Source organism: Ramlibacter sp., assembly GCF_028291745.1.
Lineage (GTDB): Bacteria > Pseudomonadota > Gammaproteobacteria > Burkholderiales > Burkholderiaceae_C > Ramlibacter.
The window spans coordinates 39,152-61,939 of the sequence record NZ_JAQGNQ010000058.1; the positions used below are offsets into that span (position 1 = coordinate 39,152).

Consider the following 22,788-nt stretch of genomic DNA (forward strand, 5'->3'; position numbering starts at 1 on the left):
CACCTAGCGCCAATCGTCGATCCGCACGGTCGTCATGTACTGGAAGTCGGTGGTGTACCAGTAGGCGTTTTTCTCACCGCCGACGACCAGCGTGCTGATGGCCTTGGGATCGGCGAAACGGGGAACGCGGGAATCAGGCGATTGCGCCAGGTACGAAGCGAACGGCTGCGTGCCCTTGCGCGCAAGCGGCTCGATGTAGTTGACCACCAGCTGGTAATCCCAGTACGTTTCGTAGGGCAGCGTCGAGTTCTCGTGGAACCAGTGGGCGAGCTGGTCCTTCGATTTGAAGCCTTCACGTTCCGCCAGCGCGCGCGCCGCCAGCGGCTCCACCAGCAACGTGAGGCCGGTGGATGGAACCGGCGTGTAGCCGCCCACCATGTTGAGCAGTTGCTCCTTCCAGGTCTTGGCGCGGATCTCCAGCATGTGGTTGAAGGTGCGGCCACGGAAGATGCTGACGGTGCTTTCTTCCGGCCTGAAGCCCTTCTGCACGTGGAACGGCTCCCACGGGCTGCGCTCCTGGTTCTCGGCAAAGCAGATGCCGGCGTAATTGAGCGGGTTGCCCTGCGAGCCGAGGTAGGTGATGCCCGGCACCGCGCCGCCGCCAAGGTTGCGTGAGAGCAGGTGGTAGGCACGGGCGATCGCCGCGTTGGCGTGGTTGAACGGCCCGAGGGCGCCCAGCCCGGAATTCATTCGGATCTGGTGGCGGATCGGCCCGTTGACCACCACCATGGTGGCAAACCCGCTGGTGGAACTGTGAAGCGCCGTGACCTGGCTGGCCGCCAGCGCCAGGACCACTGGAAAGTGTTCCGGCTGCGCGCCCGCCATCACGGCGTTCACGGCCACCTGCTCCACGGTGTAGGTCCAGTCTTCCTGGGTCTGCGTCGGCCGCATGCGGCCGACCACTTCGTCCGGGGCGTGCCGGGTGGCGCCCAACATGGCCGCCACGCGTTCGGGTGTCGGCAGCACCACCGGCAGGCCATCGCTCCACCATGCATCGCGGAACATGGTGTGCAGTTCGTCTTCGGTGTGCGCCCCCAGCATGGGGGGCACCGGCCGCTGCAGTTCACCGGTGGCGGACTCTTCGACCGTCAGAGCTGCGGTCAGCGCCTGCACGATGCCGTCGATCACTGGCGTGCCCGCCACCGGATCGGCACCGCGCACATAGTCGCGCAACTGCCCGGGGGTCTTGCCGCTGACCGGGTGCGGAACGAAAGTGAAGCGCAGGCGCGGCACGCCGGCCTTGTGGCTGACCGCACGCACGAGATCGGTGAACGCCGATGTGACGAGCGGCGCCGTCGGGATGCCGCGCTCCTCCAGGTTCATGCAATGCATGGCCACGGCGGGGGCGCAGGTGCTGCAGTGGCCGATGGCCATGATCACCAGGGCCGCATTCGCCTCGATCTCCTGCCAGAGTTCCGGGTCGTCTTCGGTGTAGCCACCGCGCTTCTGGCGCACCACGGTCTTGACGTCGGGAAAACGTTCGGCGAACACGCCCTGGATCTCCTCCAGGAACGATTTGCCGTTCATGAACCGCACGTCCACCAGGTACACGGTGCGGCCTGCGAGGCCGCCGCGGCGGGGCGCCATCGGACGCAGGCGGATGGCCGGCGCCGTGCCGCGCGGGTTCAACACGCGGAAGCGCTTGTTCTCAGGATCGAAATCGCCGCGCGCGATGCGGCGCTCCATCACCTCGCCGGGATAGGCTTCGAGTTCACAGGCATTGATCAGCGGATCGAGCTCGGCGGCTGGATTTTCGACGCTCAGCATAGGTGGCTTTCAAGGAAGTGCTGGGTGCGCTCACCGGCCAGTGCGGCACTGGGCGCGTGGAAGGCGGCGCGCTGGTCGCAGTTGAAGCCGTGGCCGGCGTCGTAGCGGTAAATGGGCAGTTCGCGGTGGGCAGCGGCGATCTCGCGCACGTGCTCCGGCGGAATGTGCGCGTCCTGGTCGCCGAAGTGCAGCAGCATCGGCGCGCGCGGCCGCTCGTGTTGGTGCGCGTGAATGGCGGTGCCGTAATACGCGATGCCGCACGCAACGCCGGACAGTCGCGCGGCGGCCAGCCAGGCCAGCGTGCCGCCCCAGCAGAAGCCGATCACGGCGACCTTGCCGGCCGCGGCAGCATGAGAGATCGCGGCCTGTACGTCGCGCAGGGCAGCCTCTTCGCCGACCTGTTCCTTGCCGGCGCGGCCGGCGGCCATGCCGGCCTGGTCGTAACCCAGCTCGCATCCGCGCGAGAAGCGGTCGAACAAGGCCGGTGCCACGGCCAGCCAGCCCTGCGCCGCGAGCCGATCGCACACGGCGCGGACGTGGCTGTTGACGCCGAAGATCTCCTGCAGCACGACGACTGCGCCGCGCGGCGCGCCGGTGGGCCGTGCTTCCCAGGCTTGCAAGGTGTGGCCGTCCGCGGCCTTCAGTTCGATCCACGCCATGTCAGTGGGCCGCCTTGCTGGGTGCGCCGGCGCGGGCGCGTTGCATGGGCTCGAATTCGTGCACCTTCTCCGGCCGCAGGGTGCGGTAGGGCGGCGCGACGCTGCGGTCTTCGTCGACCAGCGTGATGCGGTCGATCTCCACCAGGTCTTCGGGCGTGAAGCGCACCTGCAGCGCCTTGACGTTTTCCTGCAGGTGCTCGGGCCGGTCGGCGCCGGCAATCACGGTGAAGGTGGCGGGCCGCTGCAGCAGCCACGCGATCGACATCTGCGGCAGCGTCCAGCCGCGCTCGCGGGCGAAGGCCAGCAGTTTCTCCTGCACGTCCCAGTTGCGCTCGGACTGCCAGGCCGCGGTATTGGGATTGTTCGCCTGGCGCGTGCCGGGCGTGATGGCGCCGCGCTGGTAGGCGCCGGACAGCATGCCGCCGGCCAGCGGGAAGTAGTGCGTCATGCCGACGCCGTACTTCACGCAGAAGGGCTCGAAGCGCTTCTCGATGTCCCGATACAGCAGGTTGTAGTGGTCCTGCGCCGAGATGAACTTGCCCACGCCCAGCTTTTCCGCCGTGAAGTGCGCCTCGGCGATCTCCCAGGCGAACAGGTTGGAGCAGCCGACGTAACGCACCTTGCCGGCGCGCACCAGGTCATCGAGCGCGCGCAGCGTCTCCTCGATCGGCGTCTCGTGGTCCGGCCAGTGCAGCTGGTACAGGTCGATGTAGTCGGTCTTCAGCCGATTCAGGCTCGCCTCGCAGGCGCGGACGATGGCCATCCGCGAGGCGCCGATGTCGTTGGGGCCGTCGCCCGTGCGGTTGCCGAACTTGGTCGCGATCAGGGCGCGATCGCGCTTGCCTTCGAGCGCGACGCCCAGCGCCGACTCCGACTTGCCGATGCCGTAGCTGTTGGCGGTGTCGAAGTAGTTGATGCCCAGGTCCAGCGCCTGGTCCACCACGCGGCAGCTGTCCGGCACGCTGGCGAAGCCGCCGAAGGGGAAGCAGCCGACGCCGATGGCCGAGGCGATCAGGCCCGAGCGGCCCACGTGGCGATAGGCCATGCCGGTGCGGTTCTCGTGCGTCAGGCCGATGGCGGTGACGCGCTTTTGCAGGTCGTCGCTCATCACGCGTCCATCCTGATGCCGGAGGCCTTGATGATCGGCGCCCAGCGCTCGCGGTCGGCCAGCACCTTGCGGTGGAATTCCGCCGGCGTGCCGCCCACCGGCACCAGGCCCATCTTGTGCAGCACGTCGGTGATCTGCGGGGTGGCCAGCGCCTCGGTCACGATCGAGGCATATTCCGTCGCAAGGCTGGCCGGCAGGCCCGCCTTGCCGTAGAGGCCGAACGACGTGACTGCGACGTACCCGGGATAGCCCGCCTCCGTCATCGTCGGGATCTCCGGTGCCAGCACCGATCGCTTTTCGCTTGCGATCGCCAGCACCTTGAGCTTGCCGGCACGGTGGAACTCCAGGTAGTCCGGCAGGATCGAGCCGCTGGCCGGGATCTGGTTGCCCAGCAGGTCGTTCAGCAGCGGCGCGCCGCCGCGGTACGCGACCGCCTGCAGCGGCAGGTTCAGCTGCTTGCCCAATTGGTAGATCACCAGCGCGCCCATGCTGGCGGGGCTGGGCACGCCGATCGACGCCAGCTTCGGGTTCTTGCGCACGCTGTCGAAGTAGTCGGCCATCGTGTTCACGTGGGCCGAGGGGTTGACCGTGAAAGCCATGGGCGCCGACGCGCACTCGACCACCGACACCAGGTCCTTCTCGTAGTCGAAGGTCGGCTTGCTGGAAAAGAGCGGCAGCAGCGCCACCGAGGAATTGGGCGCCATCATCAGCCAGGAGCCGTCGGCCTCCTGGTTGCGCAGGGCCTGCACGGCCACCAGCCCGCCGGCGCCGGACCGGGAATCCACCAGCACGGTGCGGTTCAGCTTCGCCCTGAGGCGTTCCCCCAGCAGGCGCGCCAGGGTGTCCGACGAGGTGCCGGGCGGCACGGTGAGGAAGATGGTGAGCGGCCGGTTCTGGGCGCGCACGATGGCCGGGAAAGCCAGCGGCAGCGAGGATGCGGCGGCGCAGGCCACGAACTGGCGGCGCGTGAGCTTGGAATGCATGGGGGATGTCTCCTGGTGCGCCCCTCGTTCGCGTACGGGGCTGCTGGCCCATTCTGGGCCGGTGGCCGCCGCCCGCCAATTGAAAAGAATGGGCCCACCGTTAAACTGCGGTTAACACCTGGGGACTGTGGAAGAGCGATGAATCTGCGGCAGATGGAAGTGTTTCGCGCGGTGATGCTGGCCGGCGGAGTGAACAGCGCGGCGGAACTGCTGCATGTCTCGCCGCCCGCCATCAGCAAGGTGCTGGCGCAGGCCGCGCGTGCCAGTGGCCTGACCTTGTTCGAACGGGTCAAGGGCCGCCTCATCCCCACCCCCGAGGCGCACGCGCTGCATGCCGAGATCGACCAGCTGTGGCGCGGCGTCGAGAAGGTGCGCGACGTCTCGCGCGCGCTCGCCCAGCCGACGCAGGCCACCCTGCGGATCGTGTGTTCGGCGAGCCTGGCGCCCTACCTGGTCTCGCGCTCCGTGGCGCGCCTGTACGAGCAGGTGCCGCGGCTGCAATGCCGCGTGCAGGTGTTCGCCCCCGACATCCTCAACCAGTTCCTGCTGGATCGCTCCACCCACCTGGGCGTGGCGCTGCTGCCGCACGACCATCCGAACCTGGCCACCGTCAAGGCCTACCAGTGCGGGCTGGCCTGCGTGATGCGCAAGGAGCATCCGCTGGCGCGGCGCAAGCTGATCCGCCCGCAGGACCTGGCCGGCGAGCGCGTGATCTCCTCGCCCGAATCGACGCCCTTCGGCCAGACGCTGCGGCGCGCCTTCGGAGCGGCCGCCGAGAAGATGCATCGCGACTTCGAGGCCACCAGTTCCACCACCGCCTGCTGGTTCGCGCAGGCTGGCGTCGGCATTGCCGTGGTGGACCAGGTCTCCATCGCCGGCGGTCTGCTGGAGGGACTGGAGGTGCGGCCCTTCCAGTCGGCCGAGAAGCTGTCGGTGCGGATCGTGCGCAATCGCTACCGGCCGATGTCGGTCACCGAGCAGGCTTTCGTCGAAGCCTTCGATGCGGTGTGGCACGCCATGCGCGCTGGCGCGAGCCGCGGGACGCAGGCGATCGGGTAGGGCGTGATGGCCCTACTGTTGCCTCGACAGCGTGGTCGTCATCGAATACAGATTCTCCGGGTACAGCGTCTTCGTGACCACCACCAGCGCACCCGCGCGATCGCGGTAATGCCGCAGCACGTGCAGCGCAGGGGTGCCCTTCGCCACTCCGAGCGGCTGCGCCATGTCCTCGCCGATCGCGCACACCGACACCGTCTGTTCCACGCTTTCGACGCGCCGGCCGAAGGCCGCCTCGATCAGGTCGACCAGCAAAGCTGCCGGCTGCTGCTGCGCAAGTTCACGCACCTGCCGATAGTGCGGATCCACATAGGCATCGGTCCACCCCAGGGGACGTGCCTTGCCCGCTTCCCGGCGCACCAGGACCAGGTGGTGCCAGCGTGAGCCGGGCTGGCAGTGCAATACCTTGGCCGTCGCGACGTCCAGAACCATGTCTTCGCTCGCCAGGATCTCGCGTTGCGCGGTGCTGGCGAGAGTCACCAGGCCTTCGAGCGAGGCCAACGACTGGGTGAAGCTGCCCCCGCCCCCGGGCAGCGCCTCCACCATCGTTCCCCGATTGCGCCGCCGCGAGATCAGGCCGCGTGCCTGCAATTGCTGCAGGGCCATGCGAACGGTGTTGCGGCTGGCCTGGTACGCCGCCATCAAGGCCATTTCGGTGGGCAGGAGGCTGCCCACGGGCAGGGCACCGGAGCTGATCTTGCGCAGCAGGTCCTCCGAAATCTTCTGGTACAGCGCAACGGCCAAGGCTCCCCTCCGATATGTGCCCGATATGTTCATCGTATATGTCCCTACATATCGGCGGTCGGCACAAATCTACGATCGCCACTCCGCGCCCGGTCGGTCGCAGCGAAGGAATCTCCCGAATGCATCGCAGAAGCCTGCTTCCCTGCCTGGCCGCCGTGGCGGTCAGCGCCCTGGCGCCGCGCCTTGCCAAGGCGCAGGCGCGCGCCGCCGGCTACCCCGGCAAGCCCGTGACGATCGTCGTCCCGTTCACGGCCGGACAGAGCGGCGACGTGCTGGCACGCGTGCTGGCCGAACCCTTGGGGAAGCTCTGGGGGCAGAGCCTGCTGGTGGACAACAAGGGAGGCGCCGGCGGCACGCTGGGCAGCCGCGCGGCGGCCGCAGCGGCCGCGGATGGCTACACGCTGCTGCTCGGTTCGAGCGGACCGCTGGCCGCCGCACCCCACCTGTACGCGAACGCCGGCTACAACCCGCGCGAGCTCACGCCGATCATGAACGTCGCCGGCGTGGCGCAGGCGTTGGCCGTGCCAGCCAGCTCGCCGTACCAGACCCTGGCCGATCTCCTGGCCGCGGCGAAGAAGAATCCGGGCAAGCTGAGCTACGGCTCCGGTGGGGTCGGCTCGTTCCAGCATCTCACCTTCGAGCTGTTGAAGCAGCGTACCGGCACGCACATCACCCACATCCCGTACCGAGGCAGCGCACCCGCGTACACGGACCTGATCTCGGGTCAGCTGCAGGCGATGTTCGATTCGCTGCCGGCCGTCCTGCCGCACGTGAAGGCCGGCAAGGTGCGTGTGCTCGCCGTCTCGACCATCCAGCGCGCGCCGCAACTGCCGGACGTGCCGACCGTCGCCGAGAGCGGCGTGGCCGGCTTCGACGCGCTGGGTTGGCTGGGCATCGTTGCCCCCAAGGGGCTGGATCCAGCGATCCGCGACCGCCTGAACGCGGACCTCAAGACCGTGCTGGCGGACGATGCGGTGAAGGCCCGCCTGACCAACCTGGGAATGATCGTGATCGGCAGCTCCGCGCCGGAGTTCGGCAGATTCATTGCCAGCGAGCTCACCAAGTGGGGCTCCGTGATCAAGGCCGCCGGCATCACCGCCGAGTGAAACCGAAGACCGCAACACCATGCGCATCACCGAAATCCGCGAGCTCGCCGTCCCGCTCCAGGGCGCCGTCGCCAACGCCGTCGTCAACTTCTCCGAACACACCGTTTCCCTGGTCGCCGTGATGACCGATGTGGTCCGCGGCGGCAAGCCCGTGGTGGGCCTCGGCTTCAACTCCATCGGCCGCTTTGCCCAGAGCGGGATCATCCGCGACCGCATGATCCCGCGCTTGCTGGGCGCCGGGACTGCATCGCTGCTGGCCGCGGACGGGCAGGGCTTCGATCCCGCCAAGGTGCTGGCCACGATCCTGCGCAACGAAAAACCCGGCGGCCACGGCGATCGCGCCGGCGCCGCCGCAGCCATCGAACACGCGATCTGGGACCTCAACGCCAAGCTCGCCGACGAACCCGCCTGTGCGACCATCGCCCGCGCCTTTGGCCGCCAGCCGGTGGCCACGCCGGTGGAGGTCTACACGGGCGGCGGCTACTACTACGCGCCCGGCACCGGCCGCACGCTGCGCGACGAGTTCCTCGCCTATCGCGAGATGGGCTTCGAGAGCTTCAAGATGAAGATCGGCGGCGCGCCGCTGGCCGAGGACATGAAGCGTGTGGAAGAAGCGCTGAAGGTCGCAGGTGGCGGCGCGCACCTGATGGTGGATGCCAACGGGCGTTTCGACCTGCCCACCGCCCTCGCTTATGCCAGCGAGTTGCGGCCCCTGGATCTGCGCTGGTTCGAGGAGATCGGCGACCCGCTCGACTACCAGCTCAATCGCGAGGTGATCGAAGCGTACGGCGGCGCAGTCGCCACCGGCGAGAACCTGTTCTCCACGATCGACACACTGAACCTGGTGCGCTTTGGCGGCATGCGCCCGCAGCGCGATGTCTTCCAGATGGACAGCGGCCTGAGTTACGGCATCACCGAATATGCGCGGATGCTGCAGGTGCTGGAAGCGCACGGCTTCGACCGGCGGCAAGCGGTTCCCCATGGCGGTCATCTGATCAACCTGCACGTCGTGGTGGGTCTCGGCCTGGGCGCCTGCGAAGCGTACCCCGGCGTGTTCCAGCCCTTCGGCGGTTACTCGAAGGAGTGCGAGATCCGCAATGCGCGCGTGCGGCCGAGCGACGCACCCGGGTTCGGGCTGGAGCAGAAGACGGAGCTCGTCCCTTTCATCCGGCAGCTCACCGCTTGACGCGCAAGCACCCGGCATGAACCTGTCCGTGCGGCACATGCGTGCCTTCATGGCGCTGGCGACGCTGCGCAACTTCACGCGCGCGGCGGAGAGTTGCAGCCTCACGCAGAGCGCGTTCAGCGCGCTGATCTCCAACCTGGAGAGCGACCTCGACGTGAAGCTGTTCGCGCGCAGCACCCGCAACGTGGACCTCACGGCGGAGGGCCGGGCCTTTCTGGCCATCGTCTCGCACCTGCTGCCCGAGACAGAGCGCGCACTCGAGCAGATGCAGGACTACGTGCGCTGCCAGCGGGGACGGGTCGCCGTTGCCGCCTTGCCCTCCGTCGCGTCCGGCATCCTCCCGGGCCTCATCGCCAGCTTCGCGCGGGACCACCCGGGCGTGGAGGTGGTGGTGCACGACGCGGCCAGCACGGTGTGCGTGGACCTGGTGCGCAACCGCCAGGTGGACCTCGCCTTGTGCGCCGCGGTCTCACCCCGGCCGGACCTGCTCGTCGAGACGCTCGCCACCGACAGCTTCTACTTCATCTGCCTCGCAAGTCATCGGCTCGCCGGCCGCGAGCGACTGGCCGTCGATGAAGTCATCGACGAGCCGGTGATCGTGTTCGAGCCGAACAGCAGTGTGCGGCAGCACCTGGACGCCGCGATTTATCCGAGGCAGTGGGTGCGCTCCCGCCAGCTGAACGCACTGAGCACCGCCGCAGGTTTCGTGGCGGCCGGCCTCGGCGTCACGATGGTGCCTACCCTGGGACTGCCAGCTTTCGCGCAGCTCGGCCTGCGCGCGATCCCGCTCACGCTGCCTCTCAACGAGCGGGACATCTGCCTCGTGCGGCGTTCCGGCGAAGACTCTTCGATTGCCGCCGCGGCCTTCATCGAAGCGCTGCGTGCGCGTGTGCAGGATGCCATGAGGGCGCTGGCCCCCGAGGCAAGGATTCATCGAGAAGCTCGATGACGCGATCCAAACAATTCGTTGGCGCGCGGCACCGTCGCTTCCTAGCATTGGCTTCCTTTCCAGAACAATCCCAGGAGACATTCCCATGAACCGATCCCTTGGCAGCGCCTGGCGCGCCCTGGTGGCAGTGCTCTGTGTCGCCGCGTCCGCAGCCGGTGCGCAGGACTATCCGAAGAGGCCCGTGCGCCTCATCGTGGGCATGGCGCCCGGCGGCTCCAACGACACCGTGGCACGCATGGTCGGCATCGAATTGTCCAAGGCGATGCCGCAGCCGGTGATCGTGGACAACAAGCCAGGCGCCAACAGCACCATCGCGACCAGCGAGTTGAAGCGCGCCGCCCCCGACGGCTACACGCTGATGCTGGTGATTTCCTCGCATGTCACCAACACCTTCCTCTACCCGAACCTGAACTACGGGCTGGCTGACTTCGCGCCCGTATCCCTGATCGCCGATACGCCGTTCGTGCTGGTGGCCAATCCGAAATTCGCGCCCAACACCGTGCGTGAACTGATCGCGGCGGCCAAGCGTGAAAGGATCGCCTTCGGCACGCCGGGTGCCGGCTCCACGCAGCACATCTCGATGGAGCTCATGGACCAGATGGCCGGCATCGCGATGACCCCGATCCCGTACAAGGGCGGCGCCCCCGCGCAGCAGGACCTGCTGGCGGGACAGATCCCGCTGATCTTCGCCACGCCCACGCAGAGCCTTCCCTACATCAAGGAGCACAAGCTCAAGGCCCTGGCCGTGACATCCAGCAAGCGTCTGGACCTGCTGCCCGATGTGCCGACGCTGGCCGAAGCCGGCATTCCCGGCTATGAGGCGAACGTGTGGTTCGGGATCATCGCGCCCGCGGGCACGCCGCCGCAGGTGGTGAGTTATCTCAATGCCGAAATCTCGCGGGTGATCAGGAAGCCGGAGTTCCAGAAGCACCTGGCCGAACTCGGCCTGTCGCCCATCGACGGATCGCCGGCGCAATTCCAGCGCGTCATCGACCAGGAAAAGGTCAAGTGGGCCGACGTGATCAAGAAAAGCAACATGAAGCTCGATTGAACCGCAACCCTTTCCCTCCAGCACCCGACCTCCATATGCCCACCATCGAATCCGTTTCCGTCTGCATTGCCCGCGTTCCGCTGGCCAAGCCCGTCACCTTCGCCACGCGCGAGGTGAAGGCGCGTGAATACTGCCTCGTGCGCGTGCGCTCCACCGACGGCCAGGAGGGCCTTGGCTATTGCTACGCCGTCAACAGCGCCGGGCGCCTGCTCTCGGTGGCCGTGACCGACTTGCTCGGGCCCAAACTCGTCGGCCAGGAGTCGCTGCGCATCGAAGGCCTCTGGTCCGAGATGTACCAGGAGGCCTTGCTGATGGGCCGCGCGGGTGGCGTCATGCGCGCGCTGTCGGCGCTCGACATCGCGCTGTGGGACCTGAACGCCCGCTCGGCCAACCTGCCGCTCAACCAGTACCTTGGCGCCAAGACTCTGGAGCGCGTGCCCGCGTATGCGAGCGGCGGCTACTACTTGCCTGGCAAGACGCCTGACAAGCTGGCCCGGGAGATGGCGCAGCACGTGAGCGAGGGCTTCCGTGCGGTCAAGATGAAAGTCGGCCTGGAGAGCGTGGCGGGCGAGCGCAAGCGCATCGCCGCCGTCCGCGAGGCCATCGGTCCCGACGTGCGGCTGATGCTCGATGCCAACAACGCGTGGCGCGACCTGCCCACGGCGCTGGAGTACATGCGCTGCTTCGAGCCGTACAACCCGTTCTGGATCGAGGAGCCGTTCTCCCCCGACGACCTGGACAACCATGCCCGCCTGGCCCGCGCCACGCCGGTGACCGTGGCCACGGGCGAGATCGAGGCCGGCCGCTGGCGCTTCAAGGACCTGATCACGCAGGGAGCGACCACGCTGCTGCAGACGGATGCGACGGTGTGCGGCGGCATCACCGAGTTCCGGCGCATAGCCGCCATGGCGGATTGCCACGGCCTGACGGTCGCGCCGCACGCGTGGCACGACGTGCACGTGCACCTGGTCGCTTCGACACCCAACGCCACCTACGTGGAGTGGATGCCCGACGACCACATCGTCAACTTCCGCCGCGTGATCGATCGCCAGATCGAAGCGGACAAGGGCGACCTGCTGTTGCCCAAGCGACCCGGGCTCGGCTTCCGTTTCGACGAGGCGGCACTGCACGAGTACGGTGTCGTCTACCCCGGCGCCAAGGACCGCTGGCAGACCGTGCAATGACGATGCGGCCGCGCCGCACGTTGGGCCTGCTGTTGTCCGATGCGGTCGACCGCGCGCACGGCGCGCGCCTGGACCAGGTGGCGGCTGCGCGCGGCGTGGCGCTGCAACGGTTCCCGCTGTCGCGCGCGGCGGCTGCGCTGGCGCAGATCGACGTGGCCTTCTTCTCCCGCGAGCTGTACGAAGGCAGTTCGCTGCGCACGCCGGGGCCGCTGTCGGACGCGTTCTTCCGGGTCGCGGATGCCGCACCGCGGCTGCGCTGGCTGCACGTGTGTTCGACCGGGCTCGATCTGCCGCAGTACGCGAGCGCGCTGGCCCGCGGCGTGCGCGTCACCGCTTCCGCCGGCGTCACCGCCATTTCGATCGCGCAGAGCGCGGTCGCTGCCATCCTCGCCCAGGCACGCGGCTTCGACCACTGGCTCGCGGCGCAGGCGCGGCGCGAGTGGGCGCCGCTCACGGGCGCGGACAAGCCCAGGGAATTGCACGACCTGCGGGTGGCCGTGATCGGGGCTGGTGCCATTGGCTGCGAGATCGGGCGCCTGCTCAAGGCCTTGGGCATGCAAGTGGTGGCAGTGCGGCGCAGCAGCGAGCCGACGCCGCCCTTCGACGACACGTTCGCACTCTCTCAGCTCGACGATGTCCTGCCGGACTGCGACTGGCTGGTGCTGGCCTTGCCTCTCACGCCAGCGACGCGGGGCCTGATCGATGCGCGTCGTCTGGCGTTGTTGCGCCCCGGGGCGCGCATCGTCAACGTTGCCCGCGGGGAACTGGTGGACGAAGCAGCGCTGTGCGACGCCCTGGTGCAGGGGCGCATTCGTGGCGCTTACCTGGACACGTTCGTGCAGGAGCCGCTGCCGCAGGCCTCGCCATTGTGGGACTTGCCGCAGGTGTGGATCAGCCCGCACAACAGTGCCGCGTCGCAAGGGCATGAGGAACGGGTCGTCGACAGCTTCGTGCGGAATCTGGAGCGCTGCCTGGATGCATAGTTCGGTTGCCGATGCGGTCGCCGGGCCGTCTTCGACCGTCCCTGTTCCCGATCCGTGCGACGGCCTCTTCGGGCCGCGGCCGCCCCATAAAAACAGCACCAAAGTACCTGTCGACGCCCCCGCGGCACTGCCAGAATTCCGAGGCATCGTTCAACGGGGCATTCCGTCTTGCACATCCTTGCACCTCAATTCGCCAGCTCGCTCTGGTGGCTGCCATGGGCGACCTTCGGGGCTCTCGGGGCGGCGCGTGCCCGGCGCTGGCTGTTGCAGCGGCGCGAGCGCAGCGAGGCATCGCGGCAGGTCCTGTGCATCGCCTGGGAGGTCAAGAGGATCGCCGGGGTCGTCGACACCGAGCTGACCCGGGTCGCCGGCGATCTCCGATGGCGTGCTTACCGTGCGCGCTGCTGCCGCCTGCGCCAGCGCGCCGATGCCGCGCTGGCCCACGAGGACTGCGTCAGGCACCTGTCGCTGATCCGGCTGCGCCGTGCACTGAACCGGTTCCAGCGCGACGCGATCGAGCTGCGGCGCTTCCGGCTGGAACTGCGCACCGAGATCGCACGATGGGGTTACAGCCGGGGCAACCCGCAAGCGCGCAGTTCTGGCTTGCCGGTGCGGCTCTGACCGGCAGAACGAACCGGGCGCCTGCGCGCGTGAGCGGCCTTCGAGGCCGCAAAAGGACGGCCTGAAGGCCACTCCATTAGCATTCGCTCATGGAGCCCGATCTCAAGACCATTCCCTGGGCCCGCCGCCTGAAGCTGCGCCACCTCGAAACCTTCCTCGTGCTGGAGAGCGCCGGGAGCATCACGGCGGCGGCAGAGCGGATGCACATGACGCAGCCGGCAGTGTCCCATTGGCTTTCCGACATCGAGGACGTGATCGGTTCTCCCCTGTTCGCGCGCGGCCGAAAGCTCAAGCTGACGGCCGCTGGCGATATCCTGCGCCGCCACGCAGAACGGATGCTCGGGGACGTGCGGCGCGTGGACGAGGAATTGAAGGCCGTGCGATCGGGGCTGGTCGGGCGGATGCAGGTCGGTTGCATCCATTCCGCGGCGCTGTCCATGGTGCCGCGCGCGATCGCCGCCTTGCAGGAGAAGCATCCCAACACCGTCATCCATGTCCAGGAGGGGACGATGGTCGATCTGCTCGCCCGCCTCGGCAAGCGTGAGTTCGACCTGGTGGTGGGCACCATCGATCCGCGGGCCCGCCAGTATGGATTTGCCACCGAGATCCTGATGGAAGATGTCGTGCGGATCGTCTGCCGGGCGGATCACCCGCTGGCAGGCAAGCGCAAGCCGACCTGGCAGGACGCAGTTACCTATCCCTGGGTGCTTCCGCCCGCCAACAGCCTGAGCCGAGTGCGGATGGAAGAGGCTTTCTCCGAGCAAGGGATGGCACTGCCACAACCACGCGTGGAGACCGTGTCGGTGGCGGCGATCCAGGCGCACCTGCGGGCGACAGATTGCCTGGCACCCCTCTCGGGGCAGGTTGCCGACTTCTATACGTCCCTCGGATTGCTGTCGCGGGTCGCGCTGACGCCGGTCACCCGTTTCGCGGATCTGGGCACGATCTGGCCGGAGGGCAGCTCGAACCCGCTCCTCTCCGAATTCACGGCCTCTCTCAAGAAGCAGACGAAGAGCGCCAAGTGACTTGCTGCCAGGACCTTGCGACAAGCTTACGGACAGCGGCTGGAATCGGCTAGGGCCTGTTCACGCTATTTCGAGGGGCGCGAAGGGGTCGCATCGGGCGCCAATCAAGGCGCACGGGGCAGCCCGCACTCGCGTGCGGGCAAGCCGGGCAACGCGGAGTGGCGCCCGATGCGACCCCTTCCCTCCGGGTTGCGATTCCAAGGGGCCATCCGCTGCGTTACGAGGCCTTGCTGGGGGTGACCCCAGCAGCGGCCTCGCGCCTTGCGCCTGGCCCCTTGGAATCGCAACGCGCCCCTGGAAATAGCGTGAACAGGCCCTAGTTCGGCGTCAGGTCGATTTCCCTGGCGATGGCGCCGAAGCGCACGAGGTCGGCGCGCGCCCGTGCGTCGGACTCGGCCGGCGAACTGGCCACGGGGAGCCAGCCAGCCTGGACCAGCTTCTTGCGCGTGTCCGCCCGGGAGAAGGCCTTGACGATGATGGAGTTCAGTCGCTGGACGATCGCCTGCGGCGTGCCCCTGGGCGCGGCCAGGCCGAACCAGCCGGAGGTCACGAACCCGGGCAGGCCGGCCTCTTCGGCGGTGGGCACGTCCGGCAGGGATGCACTGCGGGTTCGTGTGGTCACGAACAGGGACCGGACCTTCCTGGCCTGCACGTTGCCCACTTGCGCCGCAGCGTTGTCGATCATCGCGTCGACATGCCCGCCCATGAGATCGGCCATCGCCGGTGTGCCGCCCTTGTAGAAGACCACGTTCGCCTCGATGCCCGCCGCCTTCATGAACATCACTTGCGTCAGATGCGCCTGCGTGCCCATGCCGGCGTTGGCAAAAGAGAGCTTCCCCGGATTCGCCCTGGCATAGGCGATGAATTCCTCGAGGGTCGTTGCCGGAAAGCCCCGTCTCGTCACCACGATGAACGGGACGTCCACCAGGGTGGTGATAGCCACCAGGTCGTCCACGGGCTGGTACTTCAGGCGGTAGATATGCGGGTTCACGGACATCGTCCCGCTGGCGGTGAAAGCCAGCGTGTACCCGTCCGGCGCGGAGCGCACGACGCGTTCGAGTCCCATGGAGCCGCCCGCCCCGGGCCTGGACTCCACGACGACGGGCTGCCCCAGCGCCTTGGCGATGATCGCTCCGATCTCGCGGGCCAGCACGTCGGAGGCGCTGCCTGCCGCGTAGGGATAGATGATCGTGATGGGCTTGTCCGGATACGACTCCGGCCTCGCCGCGAATGGCACCACTCCTGTTGCGGCAAGAACCACCGTGGCAGACAGGGCGCGTCGAGAAATGTTCATGGCAGCGGATCGAAAAGCTTGACTTCGGTGTACCACCCGAGCTCGCGAAGCAGCTCAGGGAGCCTGGTTCTTCGCGAAGTCACATGAGAGATTGCTAATGCCATCCTCCACTTAATTCATTTGCCGGTCATGCGGCCTCCTTCGACAATCCAGCTCATCCGGACGCCTCGGCATCTGCAACGATTGAAGTATCCCGTATGCCGAAGCTTACCCAGACGACCTTTGACTATCGCCACAAGAAGATCTCGGCGCTGATGGACACGCTGCAGGTCGATGCGCTGATCTTCACTTCGGCGGACTTCTTCCAGTTCGCCACGAATTTCGCCACGGATGTGCAACCGTGGGAGCGGCCGATCCTTGCGGTGATCCCCCGCGAGGGCCCGCCGTTCCTCATCATGAACGAGCTGTCGACCAACCACGTCCGCTTCTCGATCGAGAACGGAAAACTGTGGATCACCGACATCAGCTTCTACGCCGAGCATCCGAAAGTGGCCAACCGGCTCCCGCTCATTGGCCAGCTTCATGAGCTCGTCGCCGATCGGCTGCAGGGCGCCGGGCTGGCACGCTCCCTCATTGGCGTGGAGGGAGGCAGCCCCGTCCTGACCGCGGCCGGGCGGCTGCTGCCCGGGATCCATTTTCGCCCGAGCACGCCCGAGTGCCGCGCGCTGCGCTGGCAGAAGAACGAGGAGGAACTGCGGGTCATGGAGGCAGCGGCCAAGCTGTCGGACTGGGTGCAGGACCGATACCGCGAGAGCATCCGTCCGGGGCGCCTCGTGCAGGAACTGGATTGCGCCATGGCCTCGCTTTTCGTGCAGGAAGCCGCGGAGCGATTTGCCGGCGAACACTTCGAGGTGATCCGGACTTCGACCCTGAGCGGGCAGGCCTCCGCGTCGCCCCATGGCGACGGAGCTTCCTGCGGCCAGCGAATCAAGGAGGGCGACGTGCTGGTCAACAGCATCATTCCGCGCCTCAACGGCCTGGCGGTCGAGAACGAGCGTACCTGGTTCTGCGGCAAGCCGACCGCGCAGCAGGCGGCTCTTTGGACTGTCGCCAAGGACGCCAACGAAGCTGCCGTCGCGGCCACGCGGACCGGCAACCCGGTGAGTGCCAGCGACGCGGCCGCGCAGGCGGTGATCGAGAAGGCGGGCTTCGGCGAGTCCATCAAGCATCGCACCGGACACGCCATCGGCGTCCTGCATCACGAGTATCCCGAGGACATGGCTTTCTCTTTCCGTCGCCTGCTGAAGAACGAGGTGTATTCCGCGCAGCCGGGTCTCTACGTCCATGGCATCGGCGGATTCCGCCTCGGCGACACGCTGGTCGTGGGTCGGGAACCGCGGGCCTTGACGCACACCCCCCATACCCTTGAATACGCCACCGTCGCTTGACAGCACCCCCATGAACATGAACACGCTCTCTCATCACCCCATGCAGGCTACCCGGACAGGGATGGACAGGTTCGATACCCGGATGCGCAAGGCCGACGCCACCCGCTGCGGCGACGACGAGATCGATGCGCAGGATGTGCTGCAGCACTACCTGGCAGCGCAGGCTGCCATCAATGCCCGCAACCTCAAGAAGGCGCAGCGCATGGAATGGGCAGCGGCGGCGGTCGGCATCGTCTGGTTGACGCTTTCGCTCGCCGCGCTGGTGGCCAACGCTGCGTACTTCTGGCCCTGACCGGGTCCGCCTTTGCATGGTCTGCGGGCGCCTTGGCAGCTCGATGACGAATCCCATCGCTGGAATCTGGATGGTCCAAGTATAAATGCCGGATCCGTACGGCAGCGGACAGACGCGGTAGCACGGTGCGCCTAATCTGCGGGCTGAAAGAGGTCCCCGATGAAAACAACTGTCTCCCGCGCGCTGTTTGCCGCCTCCGCGCTGGCCTTCGCTGGCCACGCTTGCGCGCAAGTCACCTTCTACGAGAACGAAGGCTTCCAGGGCCGCAGCTTCACCACGCAGCAACGGGTCGCCAGCATGGATCGCTCGGGCCTGAACGATCGCGCCTCTTCGGTGGTGGTGGTCGGCCAGCGCTGGGAGGCTTGCGAGGACACCCGCTTTGCCGGCCGCTGCACTGTGCTGCGTCCCGGCCAGTACCCCTCGCTGCAGGCGATGGGCCTGAACGACCGCATCTCCTCGGTGCGGCCGCTGGCCGGCAACGAGCGCGTGAGCGACAGCGACTATGCGCCCATGCCGGTCGTCACGCAGGACTTCCGCCGCCGCCGGAACGAGCGCCTCTATGACGCCGACGTCACTTCGGCCCACGCGGTGGTCGGCACGCCGGCGCAGCGTTGCTGGGTGGAGCGCGAGCAGGTCGCGCAGCAATCCGGGCAGCAAGGGAACATCAACCTGCCGGGCGCAGCCATCGGCGCCGTGCTTGGCGGCATCCTGGGTCACCAGGTGGGCGGCGGCACGGGGCGGCAACTCGCCACGGTAGGTGGCGCCGTGGGCGGTGCCGCGCTCGGCGCGCAGTACGGCCGCGGGAACACGGCCCCGGCTGCACACGATGTGCGCCGCTGCGACAGCAACCCGGTCGCGGCCACCCCCAGCTACTGGGACGTGAGCTACGAATTCCGCGGCAAGCAGCACCAGGTCCAGATGGCCACCTCCCCGGGCCGCACCGTCATCGTCAACGGCGCCGGCGAGCCTCGCGTCTGATGCCGCCCACCGGCAGCGACGAACCCCGAACCCATCCCCTTGCCATTGGAAACCTCATGAACACTCGTACCCTCTTTGCTTTCGCGCTTGCCGCTTCCCTGATCGCCCTGGGCGGCTGCGCCGTGACGCGCGGCCAGGAAACCGTTGGCGGCTATGTCGACGACACCGCCATCACCACCAGCGTGAAGGCCCGCTTCGTCGAGAACCGGCAGGTCGATGCAGCGAGCATCAAGGTGGAGACCCTCAACGGCACCGTGCTCCTTTCCGGCTTTGCCAAGAACAACACCGAACGCACCACCGCTGAATCGATCGCGCGCGAGGTCGGCGGCGTGCGCACGGTGCGCAACGAGATCAGCGTCAGGCCGTGATCCGCGAGAGCGGGAGAGCGTCGTGCACCGCATCGCATTGCACTGCGCCGTGCCATTGGCGCTCGCGGTAAGCGTCCCTTCCTGCCGTGCCGTTCCGGTGGCCCGCTGCGGCCGCAGCTGCTAGCGCAGGTGGCGGTCGCGCCGCCGCCATTGCGTGTAGCGAACCATCAGCGGCTGCGCGGTGAGGCCGTGCACCGTGATCGATGCCGCCACCGTCCAGAGCGTCAGGGAGACCAGCATGTCGGCGATCGGCGCCGGCAGCCCGTGGCGCAGCGCGAACAAGAGATAGAAGACCGAGCCGATGCCCCGAATGCCGAACCAGCCAATCATCGTTTGCTGCGGACGGCTCAGGTTTTCGCCAGGCAGTGCGGCCAGCACCGAGAGCGGTCGCAGCACGAACAGCAGCAGCGGCACGAACCACCACACGGCCGGCACCAAGCGAGCGTAGGCCAGCATCGCCCCCACCATCAGCACCAACGCCAGCTCCGCCACTTTCTCGAGCTGCTCGTTGAACGCCTGCACCGCATCCTGCATGTCGCCGGCATGGTGCGTTCGCAGCGATCCGTCCTGCGCCGGCGCAGTGGCAGCAGCAGGCGTTTGCTGCGCGAGCCGCGGCCCTTCGCGCACGCGCTGCAAGGCCAGGCCGGCAGCAAAGACCGCCAGGAAACCGGAGGCGACGCTGATCTGGGCCAGCCCGTATGCCATGCCGATCAGGCCCAGCCCCAGGAACTCGTCGAGGCCGACGGCCTGGCCATGGCGGCTGCGCAGATACACCACGAGGCGGCCCGCGGCGGATCCCAGCACCGCTCCGATCGCGATGCCGCCCAGCGTTGCCCACAGCAGGTGGATGCCCCACCACCTGGCAAAGCCGGGACCGAGTTCCTCGAGACCCAGCAAACCGAGTCCCAGCATCACGAAGGGGAAGGCCGTGCCGTCGTTCAGTCCCCCTTCGCCGGCAAGGCTGAACCCCAGGCGGTCCGGCTTGGCGCCGGGCTCGGAATGCACCCCGGACGCAAGCACGGGATCGGTCGGCGCAAGGATGGCGCCCAGCAGGATCCCGGCCCCCAGCGGCAGGTCCAGCAGCCACACTCCGATCGCGGCGACCAGCGCCACCATCGCGATCATGGAGACGACGGCAAGCCGCGCGGGCAAGCGCCAGCGGCGATCGCGCAGCGGGACACCGAGCTGCATGCCCACCGCGAACAGCGAGATCAGCAGGGCGACTTCGGCCAGCCGCTCCAGCGCACCCGAATGCACGAAAGGGTCGGGTCGCAGCACGTTCATGGCATCGGGTCCCAGCATCCAGCCCACTGCCAGGTACACCATCGCACTACTCAGCGGAAGCCGCCCGAGCAGGGTGCCGGCCACGACCATCGTGACCATCAACGCGCCCACGAACAAGGCCCATACCGCTACCGACATCGGACGATGATAGCGGCGTGTTCTACGGCTCCCTGGAGTGGCGGCCGCGAAGGCGGCGATGGCCGCGCCCGCGCCCGGGCCCGACACAAGACTGAACACCAGGGATGTTCGCGGGACGCAAAAAAGGGAGCCGAAGCTCCCTTGTCCTGGCGCGAGGGCTCGGGCCTCGCAGTCAGAGGACCTTGCGGCCGCTCACCAGCCGGAAGATCACGAGAATGATCGCGATCACCAGCAGGGCGTGCACGAAGCCGCCCATGGTGACGGAGGTGACCAGGCCGAGGGCCCACAGGATCAACAGGATGAGGGCGATGGTGTAAAGCATGGGAGTTCCTTGCGAGTCATGCGGCTTGGCATGGCCGCGAACATGATCGAAAGTGCTCCACGCTCGGCATCGCTGCCGGGGCCGTCGGCCTGTCAACAGCTGGAAGTTAACGCGGGCCACCTAGCTCGTGTGTAGGAGGCGCGATGGATCGCGCGTAGGTGCCTCAGCTGTACACTGCAAGCCGCCCTGCCGAGTCGGGGCATCGGGGAAGGACTGGAACAGCATGCGCCGGCCGTGGGAGAAGCACCTGAGAATGGCGATCGTCCTGTCGGCGATTGCCTTTGCGGTTGCTGAAGTCTGGAACCTCATGGCCGGATCCGCGATCGCCGCCGTCGCGGTGTTCGTGGCACTGCGACCTCTTTTTCGCAAGGAGCCTGACGCGGACAAGTAGCGCGCTTGGGCTCCAGCGGCCGAATGCGCACGGTCAGAATCACCGCTCTCGCTGCCGCGAGGTTCGCCGGAGACGAACGCAGGTCCCAAGGGGTAGGTCATGAACATCTGCGGATTGATCGAGCAACAGGTCGCTGGAATCCTCGAGGAGTGGGTGGAATTCGCCCAGACGAGGCTGCCTCCGTCGGACGACTCCACACGCAAGGAGCTTGCCGACCACGCGAGAGTTCTCTTGCTGGCGATTGCGGCCGACATCGGGCAGGCGCAAGGCGTGCAGGCGACCCACGACAAGTCCCAGGGCAACAAGCCGGATAACGCGCCCGACATCACGCGCATTGCACGGGAACACGCCGTGCAGCGGTTCGACCAGGGGTTCTCGCTCGACGACCTGGTGTCGGAGTTCCGGGCCTTGCGCGCCTCCGTCATCCGGCGGTGGGCCACGCAGGTCCAGCAAGCAAACCGCGAAGACCTGGATGAACTGACGCGCTTTGGCGAGGCCATGGACCAGGCCCTCTCCGAGTCGGCTTCGCTGTACACGAAGAAAGTGGATGACTCGCGCAACCTGCTGCTCGGTGTGCTTGGGCACGACCTGCGGACCCCCCTCGGAGTCGTTCACATGAGCGCTCACTACCTGCTGCGCGCGGACACCCTTACGGGAGGTCAGACCAAAGCTGTGGCGCGCATCGTGACGGCAGCGGAGCGGATGAAAGGGATGGTCAATGACATTCTGGATTTCACGCAAACGGCCTTCGGTGTAGCGCTGCCCATCACGCCCGCACCGGCTGATCTCGCCGAGGTAGCGCAGAACATCGTCAGCGAGGTCTCCACACTGCACCCGGAAAGCAGGATAGAGCTGTCTTTGACCGGTGACCTGACCGGCCGCTGGGATGCGGCGCGCGTTGCACAGATGCTGGCAAACCTTGTTGCCAATGCCGTCCAGCACGGGGCGCAAGGGCAGCCGGTCCTGGTGGTGGCAAGTGGAGAAGACGACGCTGTCAGTGTGCAGGTCCAGAACGAGGGTCGACCCATTCCTGCGGACGTCCAGCAGAACTTGTTCTCGCCGCTGCGCCAGATCCCCACGACGGATGCCGAGAGGCGAGCCGGCTCCTCGGGTCTGGGCCTGGGGCTGTACATCACCAGGGAAATAGCCGTGGCGCATGGCGGCTCGGTTGCAGTCAGCTCCGGCGTCGAGGGCACGACTTTTTCTGTTCGCTTGCCCCGTACACCGCCCGTGGCCGCGGACAGAAGGCGAGAACCGCCAAACCTGCCGAGCGCCTGAGCCCCGCGTAGGGGGCTATCGGTCCATCGTGGCGAAGGACCGCAAGCAGCCACTTGCGCTGGCCGCCGGGAGACACGGCGCTCCATTTTCGATGGCGATCCGCGAGTGCAGGGCCCGTACTGCGGGGCGTCCGTACGGTGGCGGACAGACAGCGGCGAACACACTGCTTACTCTGCGGGCTGAACGAGGTCCCCGGCGCGCCGTCACCGTGAACCTCGTCGGCGAGCGTCGCGCCTGACGCGCGGCCTCCGTCCCGAATCACCGGTCCCCTTTTTTCGAATCGGAAATCCAATGAACACCCGTACTCTCCTCGCTGCCGCACTGGCCGCTTTCCTGATCGGCCTTGGCGGCTGCGCCGTGACGCGCGGCCAGGAAACCGTCGGCGGCTATGTGGACGACACCGCCATCACCACCAGCGTCAAGGCCCGCTTCGTCGACAACCGCGACGTCGACGCATCGAGCATCAAGGTCGAGACGCTCAATGGCATGGTGCTGCTTTCCGGCTTTGCCAAGAACAACACCGAGCGCACCACGGCCGAATCGATCGCGCGCAATGTCGCCGGCGTGCGCACGGTGCGCAACGACATCAGCGTCAGGCCGTGAGCGCCGGCCCGCAAGTGACACCCATCCGCA

24 protein-coding genes are annotated in these 22,788 nt (G+C 67.5%); 16 read left to right on the plus strand and 8 right to left on the minus strand.

The window, feature by feature from the left end; translation table 11 throughout:
- Positions 1 to 3: 3 nt before the first annotated feature.
- From JWP60_RS10610 to JWP60_RS10625, 4 genes are read right to left on the minus strand one after another with little or no spacing between them, the layout of a single operon-like run.
- Positions 4 to 1,767 (minus strand): UGSC family (seleno)protein, encoded by a 1,764-nt coding sequence (locus JWP60_RS10610; protein WP_299790367.1) that lies wholly within the window; start codon positions 1,765 to 1,767, stop codon positions 4 to 6.
- The gene (locus tag JWP60_RS10615) at positions 1,761 to 2,426 is read right to left on the minus strand and encodes a dienelactone hydrolase family protein (RefSeq protein ID WP_299790370.1); all 666 of its coding nucleotides are present in this window, start codon (positions 2,424 to 2,426) and stop codon (positions 1,761 to 1,763) included. Before JWP60_RS10615 ends, JWP60_RS10610 begins: the two co-directional genes overlap by 7 nt.
- A 1-nt stretch (position 2,427) precedes the next feature.
- Positions 2,428 to 3,534 (minus strand): aldo/keto reductase, encoded by a 1,107-nt coding sequence (locus JWP60_RS10620; RefSeq protein ID WP_299790373.1) that lies wholly within the window; start codon positions 3,532 to 3,534, stop codon positions 2,428 to 2,430.
- A complete protein-coding gene (locus JWP60_RS10625) occupies positions 3,534 to 4,517 on the minus strand; it encodes a tripartite tricarboxylate transporter substrate-binding protein (RefSeq protein ID WP_299790376.1) in 984 nt (327 codons plus the stop codon). The genes JWP60_RS10620 and JWP60_RS10625 overlap by 1 nt, the downstream gene beginning before the upstream one ends.
- A gap of 138 nt (positions 4,518 to 4,655) precedes the next feature.
- Between JWP60_RS10625 and JWP60_RS10630 the strand changes: the two genes are divergently transcribed.
- Positions 4,656 to 5,576, plus strand: coding sequence for a LysR family transcriptional regulator (locus tag JWP60_RS10630; RefSeq protein WP_299790378.1), 921 nt, complete (start codon positions 4,656 to 4,658; stop codon positions 5,574 to 5,576).
- Positions 5,577 to 5,588: 12 nt separating this feature from the next.
- Here the strand turns inward: JWP60_RS10630 and JWP60_RS10635 are convergent, their stop codons facing one another.
- Positions 5,589 to 6,317: a GntR family transcriptional regulator gene (locus JWP60_RS10635; protein ID WP_299790381.1), complete on the minus strand. Its 729-nt coding sequence runs from the start codon at positions 6,315 to 6,317 to the stop codon at positions 5,589 to 5,591.
- 119 nt (positions 6,318 to 6,436) lie between these two features.
- Here JWP60_RS10635 and JWP60_RS10640 point away from each other — a divergent pair, with 119 nt between their 5' ends.
- From JWP60_RS10640 to JWP60_RS10675, 8 genes are all read left to right on the plus strand, one after another.
- Positions 6,437 to 7,423, plus strand: coding sequence for a tripartite tricarboxylate transporter substrate binding protein (locus JWP60_RS10640; RefSeq protein WP_299790384.1), 987 nt, complete (start codon positions 6,437 to 6,439; stop codon positions 7,421 to 7,423).
- Between the two features lie 19 nt (positions 7,424 to 7,442).
- Positions 7,443 to 8,609, plus strand: a complete 1,167-nt coding sequence (locus JWP60_RS10645; protein WP_299790387.1) for an enolase C-terminal domain-like protein — start codon at positions 7,443 to 7,445, stop codon at positions 8,607 to 8,609.
- Positions 8,610 to 8,625: 16 nt separating this feature from the next.
- The gene (locus JWP60_RS10650) at positions 8,626 to 9,558 is read left to right on the plus strand and encodes a LysR family transcriptional regulator (protein ID WP_299790390.1); all 933 of its coding nucleotides are present in this window, start codon (positions 8,626 to 8,628) and stop codon (positions 9,556 to 9,558) included.
- 85 nt (positions 9,559 to 9,643) lie between these two features.
- Entirely contained in the window at positions 9,644 to 10,609 is a 966-nt protein-coding gene (locus JWP60_RS10655) for a tripartite tricarboxylate transporter substrate binding protein (protein ID WP_299790393.1), read from the plus strand.
- A gap of 35 nt (positions 10,610 to 10,644) precedes the next feature.
- The gene (locus JWP60_RS10660) at positions 10,645 to 11,793 is read left to right on the plus strand and encodes a mandelate racemase/muconate lactonizing enzyme family protein (RefSeq protein WP_299790396.1); all 1,149 of its coding nucleotides are present in this window, start codon (positions 10,645 to 10,647) and stop codon (positions 11,791 to 11,793) included.
- 2 nt (positions 11,794 to 11,795) lie between these two features.
- Positions 11,796 to 12,776 carry a D-2-hydroxyacid dehydrogenase gene (locus JWP60_RS10665; protein WP_299790399.1) on the plus strand — a complete coding sequence of 327 codons (981 nt, stop codon included), beginning with the start codon at positions 11,796 to 11,798 and terminating at the stop codon, positions 12,774 to 12,776.
- Between the two features lie 264 nt (positions 12,777 to 13,040).
- Positions 13,041 to 13,397 carry a hypothetical protein gene (locus JWP60_RS10670; protein ID WP_299790402.1) on the plus strand — a complete coding sequence of 119 codons (357 nt, stop codon included), beginning with the start codon at positions 13,041 to 13,043 and terminating at the stop codon, positions 13,395 to 13,397.
- An 89-nt stretch (positions 13,398 to 13,486) separates the two neighbouring features.
- Positions 13,487 to 14,422 (plus strand): LysR substrate-binding domain-containing protein, encoded by a 936-nt coding sequence (locus JWP60_RS10675; RefSeq protein WP_299790405.1) that lies wholly within the window; start codon positions 13,487 to 13,489, stop codon positions 14,420 to 14,422.
- 316 nt (positions 14,423 to 14,738) lie between these two features.
- On the opposite strand, the gene JWP60_RS10680 is transcribed toward JWP60_RS10675, so the two are convergent.
- A complete protein-coding gene (locus JWP60_RS10680; RefSeq protein ID WP_299790408.1) occupies positions 14,739 to 15,716 on the minus strand; it encodes a tripartite tricarboxylate transporter substrate binding protein in 978 nt (325 codons plus the stop codon).
- 197 nt (positions 15,717 to 15,913) lie between these two features.
- Here JWP60_RS10680 and JWP60_RS10685 point away from each other — a divergent pair, with 197 nt between their 5' ends.
- The 4 genes from JWP60_RS10685 (at position 15,914) to JWP60_RS10700 (ending at position 18,742) form a co-directional block, all read left to right on the plus strand.
- Complete coding sequence (locus JWP60_RS10685) at positions 15,914 to 17,104, plus strand: Xaa-Pro peptidase family protein (RefSeq protein WP_299790410.1); 1,191 nt, start codon at positions 15,914 to 15,916, stop codon at positions 17,102 to 17,104.
- Positions 17,105 to 17,114: 10 nt separating this feature from the next.
- Complete coding sequence (locus tag JWP60_RS10690; RefSeq protein ID WP_299790412.1) at positions 17,115 to 17,396, plus strand: hypothetical protein; 282 nt, start codon at positions 17,115 to 17,117, stop codon at positions 17,394 to 17,396.
- Between the two features lie 159 nt (positions 17,397 to 17,555).
- Positions 17,556 to 18,374: a beta/gamma crystallin-related protein gene (locus JWP60_RS10695; RefSeq protein WP_299790414.1), complete on the plus strand. Its 819-nt coding sequence runs from the start codon at positions 17,556 to 17,558 to the stop codon at positions 18,372 to 18,374.
- A gap of 56 nt (positions 18,375 to 18,430) precedes the next feature.
- Complete coding sequence (locus tag JWP60_RS10700; RefSeq protein ID WP_299790417.1) at positions 18,431 to 18,742, plus strand: BON domain-containing protein; 312 nt, start codon at positions 18,431 to 18,433, stop codon at positions 18,740 to 18,742.
- Between the two features lie 120 nt (positions 18,743 to 18,862).
- Here JWP60_RS10700 and JWP60_RS10705 read toward each other — a convergent pair whose 3' ends face one another.
- Both JWP60_RS10705 and JWP60_RS10710 read right to left on the minus strand, forming a co-directional pair.
- Positions 18,863 to 20,164, minus strand: coding sequence for a cation:proton antiporter (locus JWP60_RS10705; RefSeq protein ID WP_299790420.1), 1,302 nt, complete (start codon positions 20,162 to 20,164; stop codon positions 18,863 to 18,865).
- Positions 20,165 to 20,336: 172 nt separating this feature from the next.
- Positions 20,337 to 20,486, minus strand: a complete 150-nt coding sequence (locus JWP60_RS10710) for a lmo0937 family membrane protein (RefSeq protein ID WP_299790423.1) — start codon at positions 20,484 to 20,486, stop codon at positions 20,337 to 20,339.
- A gap of 253 nt (positions 20,487 to 20,739) precedes the next feature.
- On the opposite strand from JWP60_RS10710, the gene JWP60_RS10715 reads away from it, so the two are divergent.
- From JWP60_RS10715 to JWP60_RS10725, 3 genes are all read left to right on the plus strand, one after another.
- Positions 20,740 to 20,877, plus strand: coding sequence for a hypothetical protein (locus JWP60_RS10715; RefSeq protein WP_299790426.1), 138 nt, complete (start codon positions 20,740 to 20,742; stop codon positions 20,875 to 20,877).
- Positions 20,878 to 20,976: 99 nt separating this feature from the next.
- Positions 20,977 to 22,155: a HAMP domain-containing sensor histidine kinase gene (locus JWP60_RS10720; protein ID WP_299790428.1), complete on the plus strand. Its 1,179-nt coding sequence runs from the start codon at positions 20,977 to 20,979 to the stop codon at positions 22,153 to 22,155.
- A 291-nt stretch (positions 22,156 to 22,446) separates the two neighbouring features.
- Positions 22,447 to 22,758: a BON domain-containing protein gene (locus tag JWP60_RS10725; protein ID WP_299790431.1), complete on the plus strand. Its 312-nt coding sequence runs from the start codon at positions 22,447 to 22,449 to the stop codon at positions 22,756 to 22,758.
- Positions 22,759 to 22,788 lie beyond the last annotated feature (30 nt).